Here is a 15,979-nt window from a genome sequence, read left to right as displayed (position 1 = left end):
GGGTGCATCGCCGATGGAAACCAGCGTGTCGCCAGCTCCACATGCAGCCCCGCTAGAATGCCCGCATGACTGAATTCATCCCGCCCGGCACTCGCTTCTATGCCCTGCCCTCGCCGTTCCCGTTCAAGCGCGGTGGCGCCCTGCACGGTGCTCGCGTGGCCTACGAAACCTGGGGAACGCTGGATGCCGATGCCGGCAACGCGATCCTGATCGTCACCGGGCTGTCGCCGGATGCGCATGCCGCTGCCAACGACGCCAACCCGGCACCGGGCTGGTGGGACGCGATGGTCGGGCCCGGCAAGCCGATCGACAGCGACCGCTGGTTCGTGGTGTGCGTGAACTCGTTGGGCAGCTGCAAGGGCTCGACCGGACCGGCGTCGCTCAATCCGGCTACAGGCCAACCCTATCGCCTCGACTTCCCGGAGCTGTCGATCGAGGACGGCGCTCGCGCGGCCATCGAGGTGGTGCAGGCGCTGGGCATTGAACAACTGGCCTGCGTGGTCGGCAATTCAATGGGCGGCATGACCGCGTTGGCCGTGCTGATGCTGCAGCCGGGCATCGCACGCAGCCACATCAACATCTCCGGCAGTGCACAGGCGTTGCCGTTCTCGATCGCGATCCGCTCGCTGCAGCGCGAGGCAATCCGCCTCGACCCGCGCTGGAACGGCGGCCACTACGATGACGATGCGTACCCGGAATCGGGGATGCGCATGGCGCGCAAGCTGGGCGTGATCACCTACCGCTCGGCGCTGGAATGGGATGGCCGCTTCGGCCGCGTGCGGCTGGATTCGGACCAGACCGACGACGATCCGTTCGGCCTGGAATTCCAGGTGGAAAGCTACCTGGAAGGCCACGCGCGGCGCTTCGTGCGCTTCTTCGATCCGAACTGCTACCTGTACCTGAGCCGCTCGATGGACTGGTTCGACCTGGCCGAGTATGCCGACGGCGACGTGCTGGCCGGGCTGGCGAAGATCCGGGTGGAGAAGGCGTTGGCGATCGGTGCCAACACCGACATCCTGTTCCCGGTGCAGCAGCAGCAGCAAGTAGCAGATGGCCTGCGCGCAGGCGGTGCCGATGCGCAGTTCATCGGCCTGGAATCACCACAGGGCCACGACGCCTTCCTGGTCGATTTCGAGCGCTTCGGCCCGGCCGTGCGCGGCTTCCTCGACGCACTCTAAGTGGCGTGGCGGCGCAACCTCGCGCTGGCCGCGTTCGGCGCGCTGATCGCGCTGATGATCAGCGGCGTGCTGCCACTGTGGCTGGGCGGCTGGTGCCTGCTGGCCAGCGCAGTGTCGTTCGGCCTGTACGGCCACGACAAGCGCGCGGCACAGCGCAAGCAATCGCGGATTCCCGAGCGCACCCTGCAACTGCTGGCCTTTGCCGGCGGCTGGCCCGGTGCGCTGCTGGGCCAGGGGCTGCTCCGCCACAAGCATCGCAAGGCCTCGTTCCAATGGGTGTTCTGGCTGTGCGTGCTGGCCAACGTGGCCTCGATCGCGGTGATGCTGCGCGAGTTTTCGCGGTAACCGTTCGAATGGGTAGTGCCGGCCGCTGGCCGGCAACGCCATGATGTTCGACCCGGATGCGTGGTTGCCGGCCAGCGGCCGGCACTACCGGGATGATTTCACGCTTCGCGGATCAGAACCCCATCACACAACCGGTACTGCGCATCAACCACGCCCTCGGGCAGGTCGTCGTGGGTGATCATCAGCAGGCTGCGGCCGTCCAGCAAGCTGGCCAGATCCAGCAGCAGCGCGCGCGCGGTATCCACGTCCAGGCCCTCGGTCGGCTCGTCCAGCAGCAGGATCGGCGCATTGCGCAGCAGCGCGCGCGCCAGTGCCAGGCGCCGTGCCTGACCGGCCGACATGGTCGCGCCGTTCTCGCCCACCCAGGCCTGCAGGCCACCATTGTGCTCGGCCCATTCGCCCAGGCGCACGCGCCGCAGCACCGCCCACAACGCCGCGTCGCTGGCATCGGGATCACCCAGCCGCAGGTTCTCGGCCACGCTGCCGGCAAACACCGGGGCGTTCTGCGGCAACCAGGCCAGCTGCCGATGCCAGTCGCCCTGGGCGAAGTCGCGCAGGTCATGGCCACCGTAGGTCAACCGCCCCTGCTGCGGATCCCACAATCGCAGCAGCAGGCTGGACAGCGTGGTCTTGCCACTGCCGCTGTCGCCGCGGATGGCAATGCGCTCGCCCGGTGCCAGGGTCAGCTGCAGGCCAGACAGCACCGGACGCACCGCGCCTGGCCACTGGAAATGGATGTCATCCCAATGCACGCGCGCCGCCTGCGGCACCGGCTGCGGCGCCTGCGGGTCTTCCACCGTCGGCGGCTGCTCGACGATCGCCTGCAGCCGCGCAGCAGCGATGCGCCCGGACTGCAGTGACTGCCAGGCCAGGCCCATGCCGGCCCACAGTTCGATCAGTGCCACGGTGAGGAACACCAGCCCAGCGGCCATTTCCGGCGCGATGCGCTGCTGTTCGGCCGCATGCAGAGCCAGTGCCAACATCGCTACCAGACCCAGCCCGGCAACCAGGCCGTGCAGGGTCGAGGCCGCGATCAGGCGCCAGCGACGGCGACGATCACGCGAGGCCAGCTGCTTGGCGGCCACCCGCACCTTCAACTGCCATGCCGTGCTGGCATGCAGTGCGGCCAGATCACCCGCGCCTTCCAGTCCTTCGAACGCGGCGGTGCGCAGCGCAGCGCGATGTGCGGCGCGATCGGCCTCCTCATCGTCATGCCCACGCACGCCCAGCCACGGCACCCCGAAGCTGATCAGCACCGCCAGTACCGCCAGCAGCACAGCCGCCGAAGGCAGGACCACAGCGGCCGAAGCCACCCCCACCAGCGACAACCCACCCAGGGCCAACAGGGGGCCGATGGCGCGCACCAGCAGGCCATCCACTTCGCCGATGTCACCCAGCAGGCGTGCCAGCAGCTCGCCGGTACGCGTCGCGCCCAACCGCGCCGGTGCCAGCGGCAGCGCGCGTCGGAAGAACCACACGCGCAGGTCACGGGCGATGCGCAGGGTCACGTCATGCCCCACCAGTTTTTCGAAGTAGCGCGACGCGATGCGCGCCATGGTCAGCCCACGGATGCCCGCCGAGGGCGTGAAGAAATTGAAGCCCTGGCCGAGGCCGGCGGCACCGGCCAGCGCTGCGGCGGTCAGGAAGCCGCCGGACAACCCCAGCAGGGCGGTGCCGGCCAGCATCGTGGCCCACAGCAGCAGCACGGCCAGCAACAGGCGCGCGCGATGGCGCAGGAATACCGCGCGCAGTGAATCCGGCGAACGACTCATGCGCGCACCGCCTGCGCTGGCTCGACCAGCCGCCCTTCGGGCAGCAGCAGGCAACGGTCGGCCCAGGCAATCACCGCCGGGCTATGGGTGGCGACCACCACGCTGCGCCCGCGCGCATAGGCGGCCAGGCTGCGCAGCAGCGCGGCTTCGGTGTCCGCATCGAGGAAGGCGGTGGGCTCATCCAGCAGCAGTACCTGTGGATCGCGCAGCAGCAACCGGGCCAGGCCGATGCGGCGTGCTTCACCACCGGACAGGCCGAAGCCGCGCTCACCGATCACGGTATCCAGCCCCTGCGGCAGGCGCTGTGCGAACTGCAGCACCTGCGCGGCCTCGGCCACCGCGCGCAGGCGGGCGTCGCTGGCGCCCGGATCGGCCAGCCGAAGGTTATCGGCGATGCTGCCATGGAACAGGTAGGGCCTCTGGCTGGCATAGGCCACCTGCAGCCCCGGTCGCAGCTGCACCCTGCCCGCACGGGGGGGCAGCCAACCGGCCAGTGCTTCCAGCAACGTACTCTTGCCACTGCCACTGGGGCCCACCAGCGCCAGCCGCTGGCCTGGCTCCAGTGTCACGTCCAGGCCCTGCAGCACATCATGCGGCGCGCCCAAGGGACGCAGCATCAGCCCCCACGCCCGCAACGGCGCCATCGCCGCTTCAGCCGGCTCCTGCGGCAGCGGCACCATTTCGTCATCGGCAAGGACAGCTTCTTCCGGCAGCACCTGCAACAGGCGCTCCACTTCAGCGGCCGCAGCCAGCGCGTTGGCACGGTCGTGGTAGTGCGCTGCCAGCCGCCGCAGTGGCGCATAGAACTCCGGCGCCAGCAGCAGGCAGAACAGGCCCGCACCCAGCGTGGGCACCGTCGCATGCAACGACATCAGGCCCAGATAGCTCAGCCCCAGGTACAGCGCGACCATCGCCACGCTCACCGAAGCGAAGAACTCCAGCACGGTGGACGACAGGAAGGCGATGCGCAGCACCTTCATCGTTCGCACGCGCACGCCTTCTGCAGCCGCTTCGATACCCTCCAGCTCGGCCTCGCCGCGGCCATACAGGCGCAGCAGGCCCAGGCCCTTGATGCGATCGGCGAAGTGTCCGCTCATCCGTGCCAGTTCGCCCAGCTGCGCACGGCCGGCCGCTTCGGCACCCCAGCCCACCAGCATCATGAAGAACGGCACCAGGGGCGCGGTGAACAACAGGATCAGCGCTACTACCCAGTCGACCCAGGCCACTGCCGCGAGGATCAGCACCGGCACCACCACCACTTCGGTGCGCACCGGCAGGAAGCCGCTGTAATAACTCTCGATCGCATCGCCGTGATGCAACATCAGTTCGCCCAGCTCGCCGGTACGGCGCTGGCGCAGCCACAGCGGCCCATGGCCAAGCAGGCGCGCGAATACGCGCTCGCGCAACGCCAGCCGCGCGGCATCGGCCACGTCACCCGCTGCAGCCTGGGTGGCGCTGCCCAGCAGCGTACGCACGATCAGGATCACGACCAGCGTGGCCAGCACCGGCAGGCCCGAGGCCAGTGGTGCACGCTCGACCAGCACCTGCTGCACCAGCCAGGCGATGGCGGCCGCCTGGCCGATCAACAGTGCGCCGGACAGGCTGATGCACAACGAGGCCAACCGCTGGCGGCCGCGCGCGGACCGCGCCAGATCGGCCAGCCACGCGCTACGGATGCGCCGCAACCGGGTCGATTCGTCTTCGGAAACAGCGGCGTCAGCAGTCGGTTCGGCAGCGCTCAAGGGTCTTCACAGGCAACAGGGCATTGGCAGGCATTGTAGGCGCAGGCAACAGCCTCCCCCTGCGGCCGGCGGTCGCAGTCCCAGGCGGGTTGGCATACGATCCTCCTGAATACCCATTCATACATTGATCTGGATCAAGGCTGTTTGAAGTAGTCGGTCACATCATTCACCCCGTAGACCACCCTTCCCGCCACCTGCAACGGCACTATCCAACGAGGTAGCCAGGCCATGATTGATCAGACAGTCGTAGAACTGTCGCGGCTGCAATTCGCTCTGACCGCGATGTACCACTTCCTATTCGTCCCCCTCACGCTTGGCCTGTCCTTCATGGTGGCCATCATGGAAAGCGTGTACGTGATGACCCGCAAGCAGGTCTGGCGGCAGATGACCCTGTTCTGGGGTGCCCTGTTCGGCATCAACTTCGCCATCGGCGTAGCCACCGGCCTGGTGATGGAGTTCCAGTTCGGCATGAACTGGTCGTACTACAGCCATTACGTCGGTGACATCTTCGGTGCGCCGCTGGCCATCGAAGGCCTGATGGCGTTCTTCCTGGAAGCGACCTTCATCGGCCTGTTCTTCTTCGGCTGGAAGCGCCTGACTCCGGTCAAGCACCTCACCGTGACCTGGCTGATGGCGCTGGGCACCAACCTGTCGGCGGTGTGGATCCTGATCGCCAACGGCTGGATGCAGAACCCGACCGGTGCGGTGTTCAATCCGGAAACCATGCGCATGGAAGTGGTCGACTTCGCCGCGGTGCTGCTGAACCCGGTGGCCCAGGCCAAGTTCGTGCATACCGTCAGTGCCGGCTACGTGACCGGTGCGATCTTCGTGATGTCGATCAGCGCGCTGTACCTGCTGCGTGGCAAGTACAAGGACATGGCCCGCCGTTCGTTCGCGGTGGCCGCAGCCTTCGGCCTGCTGTCCTCGCTGTCGGTGGTGGTGCTGGGTGACGAAAGCGGTTATGCCGCCAGCGAACACCAGAAGATGAAGCTGGCCGCGATTGAAGCGATGTGGGAAACCGAGCGTGCGCCGGCCGACTTCACCGCCTTCGGCATTCCCAACCAAGACACCCATCAGAACGACTATGCGGTGAAGATCCCGTACCTGATGGGCCTGATCGCCACCCGCTCGCTGGACCAGCCGATTCCCGGCATCCTGGAGCTGGTGGAACGTGCCGAGCACCGCATCCGCGGTGGCCAGATCGCCTACGGCGCACTGGAGCGCGTGAAGAAGGACCGCAACGATCTCGAAGCACGCGAGATGTTCGATCGCCACTGGCAGGATCTCGGCCATGGCCTGCTGCTGAAGCGCTACCGCGAAGACATCCTCAACGCGACGCCGGAGGAAATCTCCAAGGCCGCGATGGATACCGTGCCGCGCGTGGCCCCGCTGTTCTGGACCTTCCGCATCATGGCGGGCCTGGGCTTCTACCTGATCGCCTTCTTCGCGTTGGCCTTCTACTTCTCGTGCCGCAACAACTTCCAGGACAAGCGCTGGTTCCTGCGGTTGGCGGTGTGGTCGCTGCCGGCACCGTGGATCGCGATCGAATGCGGTTGGTTCGTTGCCGAGTACGGCCGCCAGCCGTGGGCTGTGGACGGCGTTCTGCCGACCTTCTACGCCGCATCGGGCCTGGCACTGCATGAAATCCTGACCACGCTGGCGGTGTTCACCAGCTTGTACACGGTGCTGCTGATCATCGAGATCAAGCTGATGCTGAAGGCGATCCGCAAGGGTCCGGACGACATCCTGCCGACGCTGCAGGCCGATATCCGCCCTGTTTCCCCCAATGCAGTCGCCCCCGGCCAGGCCTGAGGCAGGAGAATCCAGATGGAATTCATTGCACTTGATTACACCACGCTCCGCGTGATCTGGTGGCTGCTGCTCGGCATCCTGCTGATCGGCTGGGCCGTGATGGATGGTTTCGACCTTGGCGTCGGCACCCTGTTGCCGTTCGTTGCCAAAACCGATGAAGAACGCCGGCTGGTGATCAATACCGTCGGCCCGGTGTGGGAAGGCAACCAGGTGTGGCTGGTACTGGGTGGCGGTGCGATTTTCGCCGCATGGCCGCCGCTGTATGCGGTCAGCTTCTCCGGCTTCTACTTGGCGGTGTTTGCGATGCTGTTCGGGCTGATCCTGCGCCCGGTCGGCTTCAAGTACCGCAGCAAGCTGCCGTCCAAGCGCTGGCGCGACAACTGGGACCGCGTGCTGTTTGTCGGTGGCCTGCTGCCGGGCCTGATTGCCGGCGTGGCGGTGGGCAACGTGCTGCTGGGTGTGCCGTTCCACTTCGATGACACCCTGCGCGTGACCTACACCGGTTCGTTCTTCGGCCTGCTCACACCGTTCGCGCTCATCGCCGGCCTGATCAGCGTGGCCATGCTGGTTTCGCATGGTGCGGCCATGCTGGTCATCAAGACCGACGGCCCGGTGGCCGAACGTGCCGCACGTTACGGCAGCGTCGCCGCCATCATCAGCTTCGTGCTGTTCGCCGTGGCCGGTGCCTGGGTGGCCTTCGGCCTGCCGGGTTACCAGATCACCTCGCAGGTGGTCACCGATGGCCCGACCAATCCGCTGCTGAAGACGGCCGAGCTGGGCACGGCTGCCGGTGGTTGGCTGCGCAACTACAGCAGCATGCCGGCCACGATCGTGTTCCCGGTGCTCGGCCTGCTCGGCGCGCTGGCCAGTGCGGTGCTGCTGCGTGCCCGTCGTGGTGGCCTGGCCTTCATCGCCTCGGGTGCATCCATCGCTGGCATCATCCTGACTGTCGGCTTTGCGATCTTCCCGTTCCTGCTGCCGTCCTCCAGCCAGCCCACCTCCAGCCTGACCGTCTGGGACAGCTCGTCCAGCCACCTCACGCTGTGGGTCATGCTGCTGGCCACGGCCATCTTCCTGCCGATCATCCTCGCCTACACCACCTGGGTGTACCGCGTGCTGAAGGGCAAGACGACGGTCGAGGACATGGACGACAACCCCAACGCCTATTGATTGCCAGCGTGCCGACCCACGGTCGGCACCTGTCTTGCACACAGGAGATTGAACATGTGGTATTTCGCCTGGATCCTCGGCGCCGGCCTCGCCTCGACGGTCGCCATCCTCAACGGCATGTGGTTTGAAGCCCGCGAGCAGAACCGCATCGAGAAAGAAAATCGTCGCTGAGCTGTAAAAAAGCCTTGCCGCCTTGGTCTTCACACGGTATCTTAGGCGGCTCCTTCGGGGTGTAGCTCAGTCTGGTAGAGCGCTACGTTCGGGACGTAGAGGTCGCAGGTTCGAATCCTGTCTCCCCGACCACTCAAGTGGTCGCATTGAAGCCTGGTGAAGTCGTCCAGGCTTTTTTGTTCCCTGAAGTGGCACTGCTTCGGCAGTGTGAAGAAAACAGCATCCACCCCTTGCCGCCATCGGGGTGAATCGCTAGAATAGGCGGCTCCCTTCGGGGTGTAGCTCAGTCTGGTAGAGCGCTACGTTCGGGACGTAGAGGTCGCAGGTTCGAATCCTGTCTCCCCGACCACTTCGGTGGTCACCAAGAAGCCTGGAAGACATCACTGTCCTCCGGGTTTTTTTGTGCCTGCGGCCCGGGACAGGCGCGGCCGCCCGCAACGCCACTGGCCAGCCACGTACAATGGCCGCCTCCCCCACCTGCCGCTTCGGCGTAGACCGATGCCGGCGCTGCATGCCGTTGCTGAAGCGTGCGACACCTGCAAGGACCACCGATGAGTTCCTCCACTTCCGATTCGCCGTCGCTGCTGCACGGCCGCGTCCTCGCATTCGCCGCGATCCTGTTGGCCGCGATCAACCTGCGCACAGCGGTCACCTCGATCACGCCCCTGCTCGATGTGCTCGGCCAGCAGTTCGATTTCGGCACCACCATGACCGGTGTGCTGGGCATGCTGCCCACCGCCTCGTTCGCGCTGTTCGGCGTGGCAACGCCGGCACTGGCGCGGCGCCTGGGCCTGGAGCGCACCACCCTGCTGGCCATGCTGATGGCAGCCGCCGGCCTGCTGCTGCGCTCCAGCGCCGGCAACGTCGGCACGCTGCTGCTGGGCTCGGTGATCGCACTGGCCGGCATGGGTATCGGCAACGTAGTGGTGCCGCCGCTGGTGAAGCGTTACTTCGCCAACAAGGTCGGCACCATGAGCACGCTGTACATCAGTGTGCTGCAGCTGGGCACGATGATGCCGGCGCTGCTGGCGGTGCCGGTGGCCAATGCGGCCGGCTGGCGGGTGTCGCTGGGCATGTGGGCGCTGCTGGCGCTGGCGGCGAGCCTGCCGTGGCTGCTGCTGGCGCGCCGTGCGCCCGGGCCGGTGCTGGATGCCAACGACCCGACCGCACAACCGCATGGCAAGGTCTGGCGCACGTCGCTGGGCTGGAGCATGACGCTGATGTTCGGCATGACTTCGCTGATGACCTATTCGATGTTCACCTGGCTGCCGCGCATCGTGGTCGAGGCCGGTGGCACGCCCGCCTTCGGCGGGGTGATGGTGGCAGTGTTCTCGGCGCTGGGCCTGCTGCCGTCGCTGGTCATCCCATCGATGGCGGTGCGCCTGCAGAACCCGTTCCCGCTGGTCCTGATCGGCTTCTTCTCGTTCGTGATCGCCTTCACCGGCCTGCTGCTCGCACCGATGAAGGCGCCACTGCTGTGGGCCTGCCTGCTCGGTGTCGGCCCGTCCACGTTCCCGCTGGCACTGACCCTGATCAACCTGCGCACGCGCACTCCGACCGGCTCGGCCGCGCTGTCCGGCTTCATGCAGGGTGTGGGCTACAGCTTCAGCTGCCTGGGGCCATTCCTGGTCGGCTGGCTGCACGCCGTCAGCGACGGTTGGACGATCCCATTCAGCTTCCTGTTCGGCTGCGCGACCCTGATGCTGTGTGCCTCCTGGGTGGCATGCAAGCCGCGCAAGCTGGAAGACCTCTGGTAAGCCTCCACCCGGGCCGGCTGCCGCCCTCCATCTACCGCCGGTCAGCTTTCACGCAGATTTTGACGCTGGGCTGACAGTTCCGGGCAGATAGTGCCCCCGAATGCCCATCCTTGCCGCGTGCCGGCATCGGGCATGGGGGCGGCAGCGCCGTCCAGGCCACCAGTCGGTGTGCGGGGGACTCTCGTTTCAGACTAGACATTGCAGGTCGCTGTCCCGGTTCTACCCATCCTGCTGGATGGGAACGCACGAGGGGAGTGACGCAGGCCACGGCCATCCCAAAATCTGGCATGTGATGTGCGTCACATTTTTCAGGTTGTCTGGTTCGGAAGCCAAGGGGGTCCCCAATGGTTGTCCACCGCCGGCTGGCGCTCTGCGTCGGCCTTGCCTGCTTCGCTCTGGCCTGGGCCAGCAGCGCGGCCCCGCCTGATCGCGAGGCCGCCCTGGCCGAGATCGGCCGCTACCGCGACCAGGCCCGCTGGCTGGATGCGCTGGGAGCGATCGAGCGCGCCAGCCAGCAGCAGCCCCACGACGATCTGTTGTTCAAGCTGCGCGTGCTGACCCTGGGCGATATCGGCAACGCGTGGCGCGCCTGGGAGCTGTACCAGCAGCGCCCGCAGTTGTTCGACGATGCACAGAAGCAGCGACTTGAGGGCGACTACCTGGCCAAGCTGGTGGTCTGGAGCCTGGCCTACAGCAGCAGCGAGGACGCCCGCCTGGAAGAAGCCGAGTCGACCCTGGCGCGCATGCAGCGCTACGTCGGCAGCGAAGGCACCACTGCGGCGCAGGCACCCCTGCGGATCCGGCTGGATCGCCTGATCCTGCTCAACCGGCTGGGCCGCCACGCACAGGTTCGTGAGGAAGCACGCGCACTGCAGGCCGAGGGCCATGCACTGCCCGACTACGTGCTGCCCGCTGTGGGTGATTCACTGATGGGCACCCTGCATCCGCTGGAGGCCATTCCGGTGCTGCAGGCGGCGGTGACCGGCGATCCCACACGCGATGCTTCGCATTCGGAATTGGCCTATGCCTATCTTGAGAGCGAACAGCAGGAAAAGGCCATCGGCCTGCTGCAGGCGTGGCGCGACAAGGAACCGGCCTGGCGCTGGGGCAACGGAAAATCGCCGTATGCGAACTGGTCACGCTACGAGGCCGACCTGAATCTGGCGATGGTGCGTGCCTACAGCGGCGACCTGCCGACCGCCCAGCGCGACCTGGAATCGATGGTCGATATCGCCCCCGGCAACGGTGGCCTGCAGAGTGCGTTGGGCAGCGTGTACATGATGCGCGGCTGGCCACGCATGGCCCTGCAGCGGCAGCAGATGGCGCATGCACTGGACCCGCGCGACATCGAGCCGCGGCTGGGTATGGAAGAGGCCTACGTCGCCCTGCAGCGCGATGACCTGGCGCGGCCACTGCATGACGACCTGCTCGCGCGCTATCCCACCCAGCCTGCCGTCGAACGCATGGACCAGGCCTGGCGTGCACATCGCGGCTGGCAGCTGAAGGCATGGACCGACATCGGCCGCAGCTCCGGCGGTGGCGGCACTTCGCCACTGGGCAACAACGACCGTCACTACGGCATGGAAGTGCAGACGCCGGTGCTCGACGACCGCTGGCGGTTGTTCGCCTTCGCCGACAGGCGCTTGGTCGACTTCCAGGACCAGCGCATCGACCCGCTGTGGCTGGGTGCAGGCGTGCGCTACCGCTTCGGCCGGCTGGATGCGGAGGCCGCGGTAGTGCGTGCCAACGATCACGTCGGCGATACCGGCCTGCGTGCCAGCGTAGGCTGGCAGTTCAACGACTCCTGGCATGCCGGGCTGATGGCTGCGCGCAATGATCCGGAGGCCTCGATGCAGGCGCGCGCGGCCGGCATCACCGCCGACAGCGTGGGCGCGCAGGTGGACTACCGGCGCAGCGAACGCACGCACTGGATGTTCGGCGCCAGCCGCTTCCGCTACGACGATGGCAATCACCGCGAACTGTTCAGCACCAGTGTCGAGCAGCGGCTGCTGACTCGACCACGCTGGCTGATCGATGGCCTGGCCAGTGCCTATACCAGCCGGGGCAGCCGCGACGATGCGCCCTACTTCAATCCGAAGCGCGACCGCATGGTCGAGATCGGCCTGCGCGTCGACCAGCAGCTGTGGCGACACTATGAGCGCCATTTCCGGCACCGGCTGACGGTCTCGCTGGGCGACTACTGGCAGGACGGCTTCGGCAGCGCACTGGTGCCGTCGGTGTCCTACATGCATGAGTGGCAGATCGACCAGGGCCGCGTGCTCGAGTATGGCGTGCGCTGGTCACGGCCGGTCTATGACGGCCACCGCGAGCGCCATATCGGCTTCGAAGCCGCACTGCGCTGGGGAGACTGACATGACCCACATCCTGCGACTGATCGTACTCCTGCTGCTGGCCGCCGCGACACCGGCCCCTGCGCAGCAGGCCGTACATCTCGACGCGGCCGACAACGGCCTGCTGATCCTCAGCTATCACGATATCCGCGACCAGGTCGCGGCCAAGGGCGACGCAGATACCTACGCGGTAAGCACGCAGAACTTCGCTGCCCACCTGGACTGGCTGGGTGCGCATGGCTACCACCCGGTGTCGTTGTCGCAGGTGATCGACGCCTCGCAGGGACGCGCGACACTGCCACCGAAGCCGGTGCTGCTGACCTTCGATGACGGCCTGCGCAGTGTCTACGACAAGGCCTTCCCGCTGCTGCAGGCCTATCGCTATCCGGCGCTGGTGGCGGTGATCACCGACTACGTGGACATGGCGCCGGGTCGTACCATCGACTACGGCTACCGCCCGTTCGGTCGCGAGGACTTCATCACCTGGGCACAGCTGAAGCAGATGCACGACAGCGGCCTGATCGAAGTGGCCAGCCATACCGACGACCTGCACCATGGCGTGATCGCCAACCCTCAGGGCAACTCCACGCCAGCGGTGGTCACCCGTGTCTATACGCCCGCGACCCACAGCTACGAGAGCGAAGCACAGTACGAACAGCGCCTGCGTGCCGACCTCAGCCGCAGCGCACAGCGCATAGAGCAGCATCTGGGGGTCCGCCCGCGCGCCATCGTCTGGCCTTACGCCGCGTACAACCAGCTGAGCAACGATATCGCCGAGCAGCTGGGAATGCCGGTCTCGTTCGATCTGGAAGGCCGCAGCACGCCAGTGGCCAGTGACCTGCACGGGTTGGCGCGCTTCCTGGTCAGCGACAACCCGACCGTGGAGGGACTGGCCTACGAACTGCGCCGCGACGTGGCACTCGATGGCGTCCGCGCCCTGCAGATCGACCTGGATGCCGTCTATGACCGTGACCCTGCCCAGCAGGCGCGCAACCTGGATGCACTGATCGAGCGGGTCAAGCGGATCGCGCCGACCCACGTCTACTTGCAGGCCTTTGCCGACCCTGATGGCAACAACACCGCCGATGCCGTGTACTTCCCCAACCGGCACATGCCGATGCGCGCTGACCTGTTCAGCAGGGTCGCGTGGCAGCTGAAGTCGCGTGCTGGAGTGAAGGTGTACGCCTGGTTGCCGGTGCTCGGTTTCGAACTGCCGGATCCAGCGCAGCGACAGGCACTGGCGATCCGCAGTGGAGATGCCGATGGCATGTACCGGTTGGACTTCACCAACCCCAAAGCACGCCAGATCATGCTGGATATCTACGAGGATCTGGCGGTCAATTCCTACTTCGAAGGGTTGCTGTTCCATGACGATGGCTACCTGCGGGATACCGAGCTGCCCACACTGGCTGCAGGCCACGATGGCAGCGGGCGTACACAGGCATTGATCGACTTCACTCTCGCCCTGCGCGACCGCGCACAGCGCTGGCGGCCGAAGCTCGCAACGGTGCGCAACCTGTACGCCGAGCCGGTGCTGCGCCCGCAGAGTGAGGCCTGGTTCGCCCAGCGCCTTGACCTGTTCAACAAGGCCTACGACCAGACTGCACTGATGGCGATGCCGTGGATGGAGGGCAGCAAGCACCCGGAGCGATGGCTGGACCAGCTGCTGGCCGAGGTGCGCAGGCATGACCCGCAGCTGCAGCACACGTTGTTCGAACTGCAGACCGTTGACTGGCGTAGCGGCCAGCCGATTCCAGCTGATCGCCTGCGCGCGCAGATCCGCCAGCTGCAGGCACAGGGCGTGCACCACTTTGCCTGGTACCCCGATGATTTCATCGCTGGCCAGCCCTCCACCCACGATGCCCGTGCGGCTATGTCCGCCGGCAACTTCCCGTATCCGGAGAAGTGACGTGGACATGCATCCGTTGTTGCAGATCCTGTTCCAGTTCGCCTTCTACTATCCGATGGTGATGGCGTTCTTCTGGATGTCCGGTGGGCTTTACTACTACTTCCGGCGCGAACGGCATTCGCCGCCGCGTAATGATCCACCGTTGATGGTTGATCCACCGTTCGCCAGTCTGCTGATTCCCTGCCACAACGAATCGGAGAACCTGGACGACACGCTCGGTGCGGCATTGGCACAGCGCTATCCGGCCGACTACGAGGTGATCGTCATCGACGATGGCAGCAGCGACGACACCGGTGCCCGCCTGGACGCGCTCGCAGCCAGGCATCCACGGCTGCGCGTGCTGCACCTGGACCGCAACCTGGGCAAGGCCAATGCGCTTCGCATGGGTGCACTGGCGGCACGCTCGGAGTATCTGGTGTGCATCGACGGCGATGCGATGCTCGAGGAGCACGCCCTGCACTGGATGATCTGGCACCTGGTCAGCGGCAACCGGGTCGGCGCGGTCACCGGCAACCCGCGCATCCGCAACCGCTCCACCCTGCTGGGGCGGCTGCAGGTCGCCGAGTTCTCCTCGATCATCGGCATGATCAAGCGCGCGCAGCGTGTGTACGGACGTATCTTCACCATCTCGGGAGTGATCGCCGGCTTCCGCCGCACCGCCCTGCACCAGGTCGGATGGTGGTCGGATGACATGGTCACCGAAGACATCGACATCAGCTGGCGGCTGCAGCGCGCGCACTGGGACATCCGCTACGAGCCCAATGCGCTGTGCTTCATCCTGATGCCGGAAACGTTGAAGGGGCTGTGGCGGCAGCGGCTGCGCTGGGCCCAGGGAGGCGTGGAGGTGATGCTGCGCCATGCCCGTTCGCTGCTGCACTGGAGGGAACGGCGCATGTGGGGCGTACTGCTGGAGTATGTGCTGAGCGTGGTCTGGGCCTACACCATGCTGTTCATCGTGGTGTTGTGGGCGCTGGGCAAGTTCATCGAACTGCCCCACCAGCTGTATATCGCCAGCCTGCTGCCCCAGTGGCATGGCGTGATCCTGGCGTTGGTCTGCCTGCTGCAGTTCGCCAGCAGCCTGATCATCGACCGTCGATACGAAACACAGATAGGACGCAACTACTTCTGGGTCATCTGGTACCCGATGGCGTACTGGCTGATCAGCCTTTCCACCACCCTGGTGGCGCTTCCGAAGACCCTGCTGCGCCGTCGCAGCAAGCGTGCCACCTGGACCAGTCCTGACCGGGGTATCCGATGAACACACACCACTCTTCCAACCGCTTCGATTCACGGATGATCCGCAAGCCGCACCGCCAGCCGCGGTTCCAGCGCACTGCCTGGGGGTTCGTCACCCTGGCGTTCTGGGGCTTCTACTTCTACCTGTGGGCTCCTCTGGTCACTCTGGTGTCGTGGCTGGCCGGCGGCCGGCTGGCTTGGCGGCAGCTGTACGAGCGACAGAACCAGTTCGATCCGTATGTGCTGGTGGCGCTGCCGCTGATGCTGCTGTGCGCCAGCGTGCTGCTGATTGGCTGGGCCGAGTACAACCGCGCGCGCTTCCGTGGCCACGAGCGGCGCCTGCCGCGGCCACCGGCCAGTCTCAACGAGGTCGCCGCTGACCTGGGTGCCAGCACCGGCCTGGCCGAACGCCTGCTGGGCTGCAAGGCCGCCACGCTGCACATGGACGATCACGCGCGGCCGATCGGCATCCGCCGGGAAGTGGTGTGAACCTGCGCTTCGCCGGGCATGGCCCGGCGCTACCCGATGTGCGGCGG

General features: G+C 66.3%; 12 protein-coding genes and 2 tRNA genes. 12 read left to right on the top strand and 2 right to left on the bottom strand.

Going from position 1 to position 15,979, the window contains the following annotated elements:
- Window positions 1-65 precede the first annotated feature (65 nt).
- Together metX and AC13GA_RS07340 are read left to right on the top strand one after the other, a co-directional pair.
- Window positions 66-1,178 carry a homoserine O-acetyltransferase MetX gene (gene metX, locus AC13GA_RS07345; RefSeq protein WP_482997789.1) on the top strand — a complete coding sequence of 371 codons (1,113 nt, stop codon included), beginning with the start codon at window positions 66-68 and terminating at the stop codon, window positions 1,176-1,178.
- A complete protein-coding gene (locus AC13GA_RS07340) occupies window positions 1,179-1,523 on the top strand; it encodes a DUF1294 domain-containing protein (RefSeq protein WP_482997788.1) in 345 nt (114 codons plus the stop codon).
- Between the two features lie 98 nt (window positions 1,524-1,621).
- Here AC13GA_RS07340 and cydC read toward each other — a convergent pair whose 3' ends face one another.
- Together cydC and cydD are read right to left on the bottom strand one after the other, a co-directional pair.
- Window positions 1,622-3,295, bottom strand: coding sequence for a thiol reductant ABC exporter subunit CydC (gene cydC / locus AC13GA_RS07335; RefSeq protein WP_482997787.1), 1,674 nt, complete (start codon window positions 3,293-3,295; stop codon window positions 1,622-1,624).
- Window positions 3,292-5,037 (bottom strand): thiol reductant ABC exporter subunit CydD, encoded by a 1,746-nt coding sequence (cydD, locus tag AC13GA_RS07330; protein ID WP_046986136.1) that lies wholly within the window; start codon window positions 5,035-5,037, stop codon window positions 3,292-3,294. The genes cydC and cydD overlap by 4 nt, the downstream gene beginning before the upstream one ends.
- Before the next feature lie 228 nt (window positions 5,038-5,265).
- Here cydD and AC13GA_RS07325 point away from each other — a divergent pair, with 228 nt between their 5' ends.
- The 10 genes from AC13GA_RS07325 to pgaD all read left to right on the top strand — a co-directional run bounded on the left by AC13GA_RS07325 (window position 5,266) and on the right by pgaD (window position 15,932).
- Window positions 5,266-6,849, top strand: coding sequence for a cytochrome ubiquinol oxidase subunit I (locus AC13GA_RS07325; RefSeq protein ID WP_006378378.1), 1,584 nt, complete (start codon window positions 5,266-5,268; stop codon window positions 6,847-6,849).
- 15 nt (window positions 6,850-6,864) lie between these two features.
- Window positions 6,865-8,019, top strand: coding sequence for a cytochrome d ubiquinol oxidase subunit II (cydB, locus tag AC13GA_RS07320; RefSeq protein WP_046986137.1), 1,155 nt, complete (start codon window positions 6,865-6,867; stop codon window positions 8,017-8,019).
- Between the two features lie 54 nt (window positions 8,020-8,073).
- A complete protein-coding gene (cydX, locus tag AC13GA_RS07315; protein ID WP_005410354.1) occupies window positions 8,074-8,190 on the top strand; it encodes a cytochrome bd-I oxidase subunit CydX in 117 nt (38 codons plus the stop codon).
- 55 nt (window positions 8,191-8,245) lie between these two features.
- Window positions 8,246-8,322: transfer RNA gene (locus AC13GA_RS07310), tRNA-Pro, on the top strand.
- Between the two features lie 140 nt (window positions 8,323-8,462).
- Window positions 8,463-8,539: transfer RNA gene (locus AC13GA_RS07305), tRNA-Pro, on the top strand.
- A gap of 202 nt (window positions 8,540-8,741) precedes the next feature.
- A complete protein-coding gene (locus AC13GA_RS07300) occupies window positions 8,742-9,947 on the top strand; it encodes a CynX/NimT family MFS transporter (protein WP_482997786.1) in 1,206 nt (401 codons plus the stop codon).
- 344 nt (window positions 9,948-10,291) lie between these two features.
- Window positions 10,292-12,319: a poly-beta-1,6 N-acetyl-D-glucosamine export porin PgaA gene (gene pgaA, locus AC13GA_RS07295; RefSeq protein ID WP_482997785.1), complete on the top strand. Its 2,028-nt coding sequence runs from the start codon at window positions 10,292-10,294 to the stop codon at window positions 12,317-12,319.
- Window position 12,320: 1 nt separating this feature from the next.
- Window positions 12,321-14,207 (top strand): poly-beta-1,6-N-acetyl-D-glucosamine N-deacetylase PgaB, encoded by a 1,887-nt coding sequence (gene pgaB, locus AC13GA_RS07290; RefSeq protein WP_046986140.1) that lies wholly within the window; start codon window positions 12,321-12,323, stop codon window positions 14,205-14,207.
- A 7-nt stretch (window positions 14,208-14,214) separates the two neighbouring features.
- Window positions 14,215-15,465, top strand: coding sequence for a poly-beta-1,6-N-acetyl-D-glucosamine synthase (gene pgaC / locus AC13GA_RS07285; RefSeq protein ID WP_482998089.1), 1,251 nt, complete (start codon window positions 14,215-14,217; stop codon window positions 15,463-15,465).
- The gene (gene pgaD / locus AC13GA_RS07280; RefSeq protein WP_046986142.1) at window positions 15,462-15,932 is read left to right on the top strand and encodes a poly-beta-1,6-N-acetyl-D-glucosamine biosynthesis protein PgaD; all 471 of its coding nucleotides are present in this window, start codon (window positions 15,462-15,464) and stop codon (window positions 15,930-15,932) included. Before pgaC ends, pgaD begins: the two co-directional genes overlap by 4 nt.
- Window positions 15,933-15,979 lie beyond the last annotated feature (47 nt).

The sequence above is a fragment of the Stenotrophomonas sp. 22DLJC03 genome, assembly GCF_056861405.1.
Note: the sequence above shows the minus strand (reverse complement) of the source record. Positions and strands in the feature narration are given on the sequence as shown.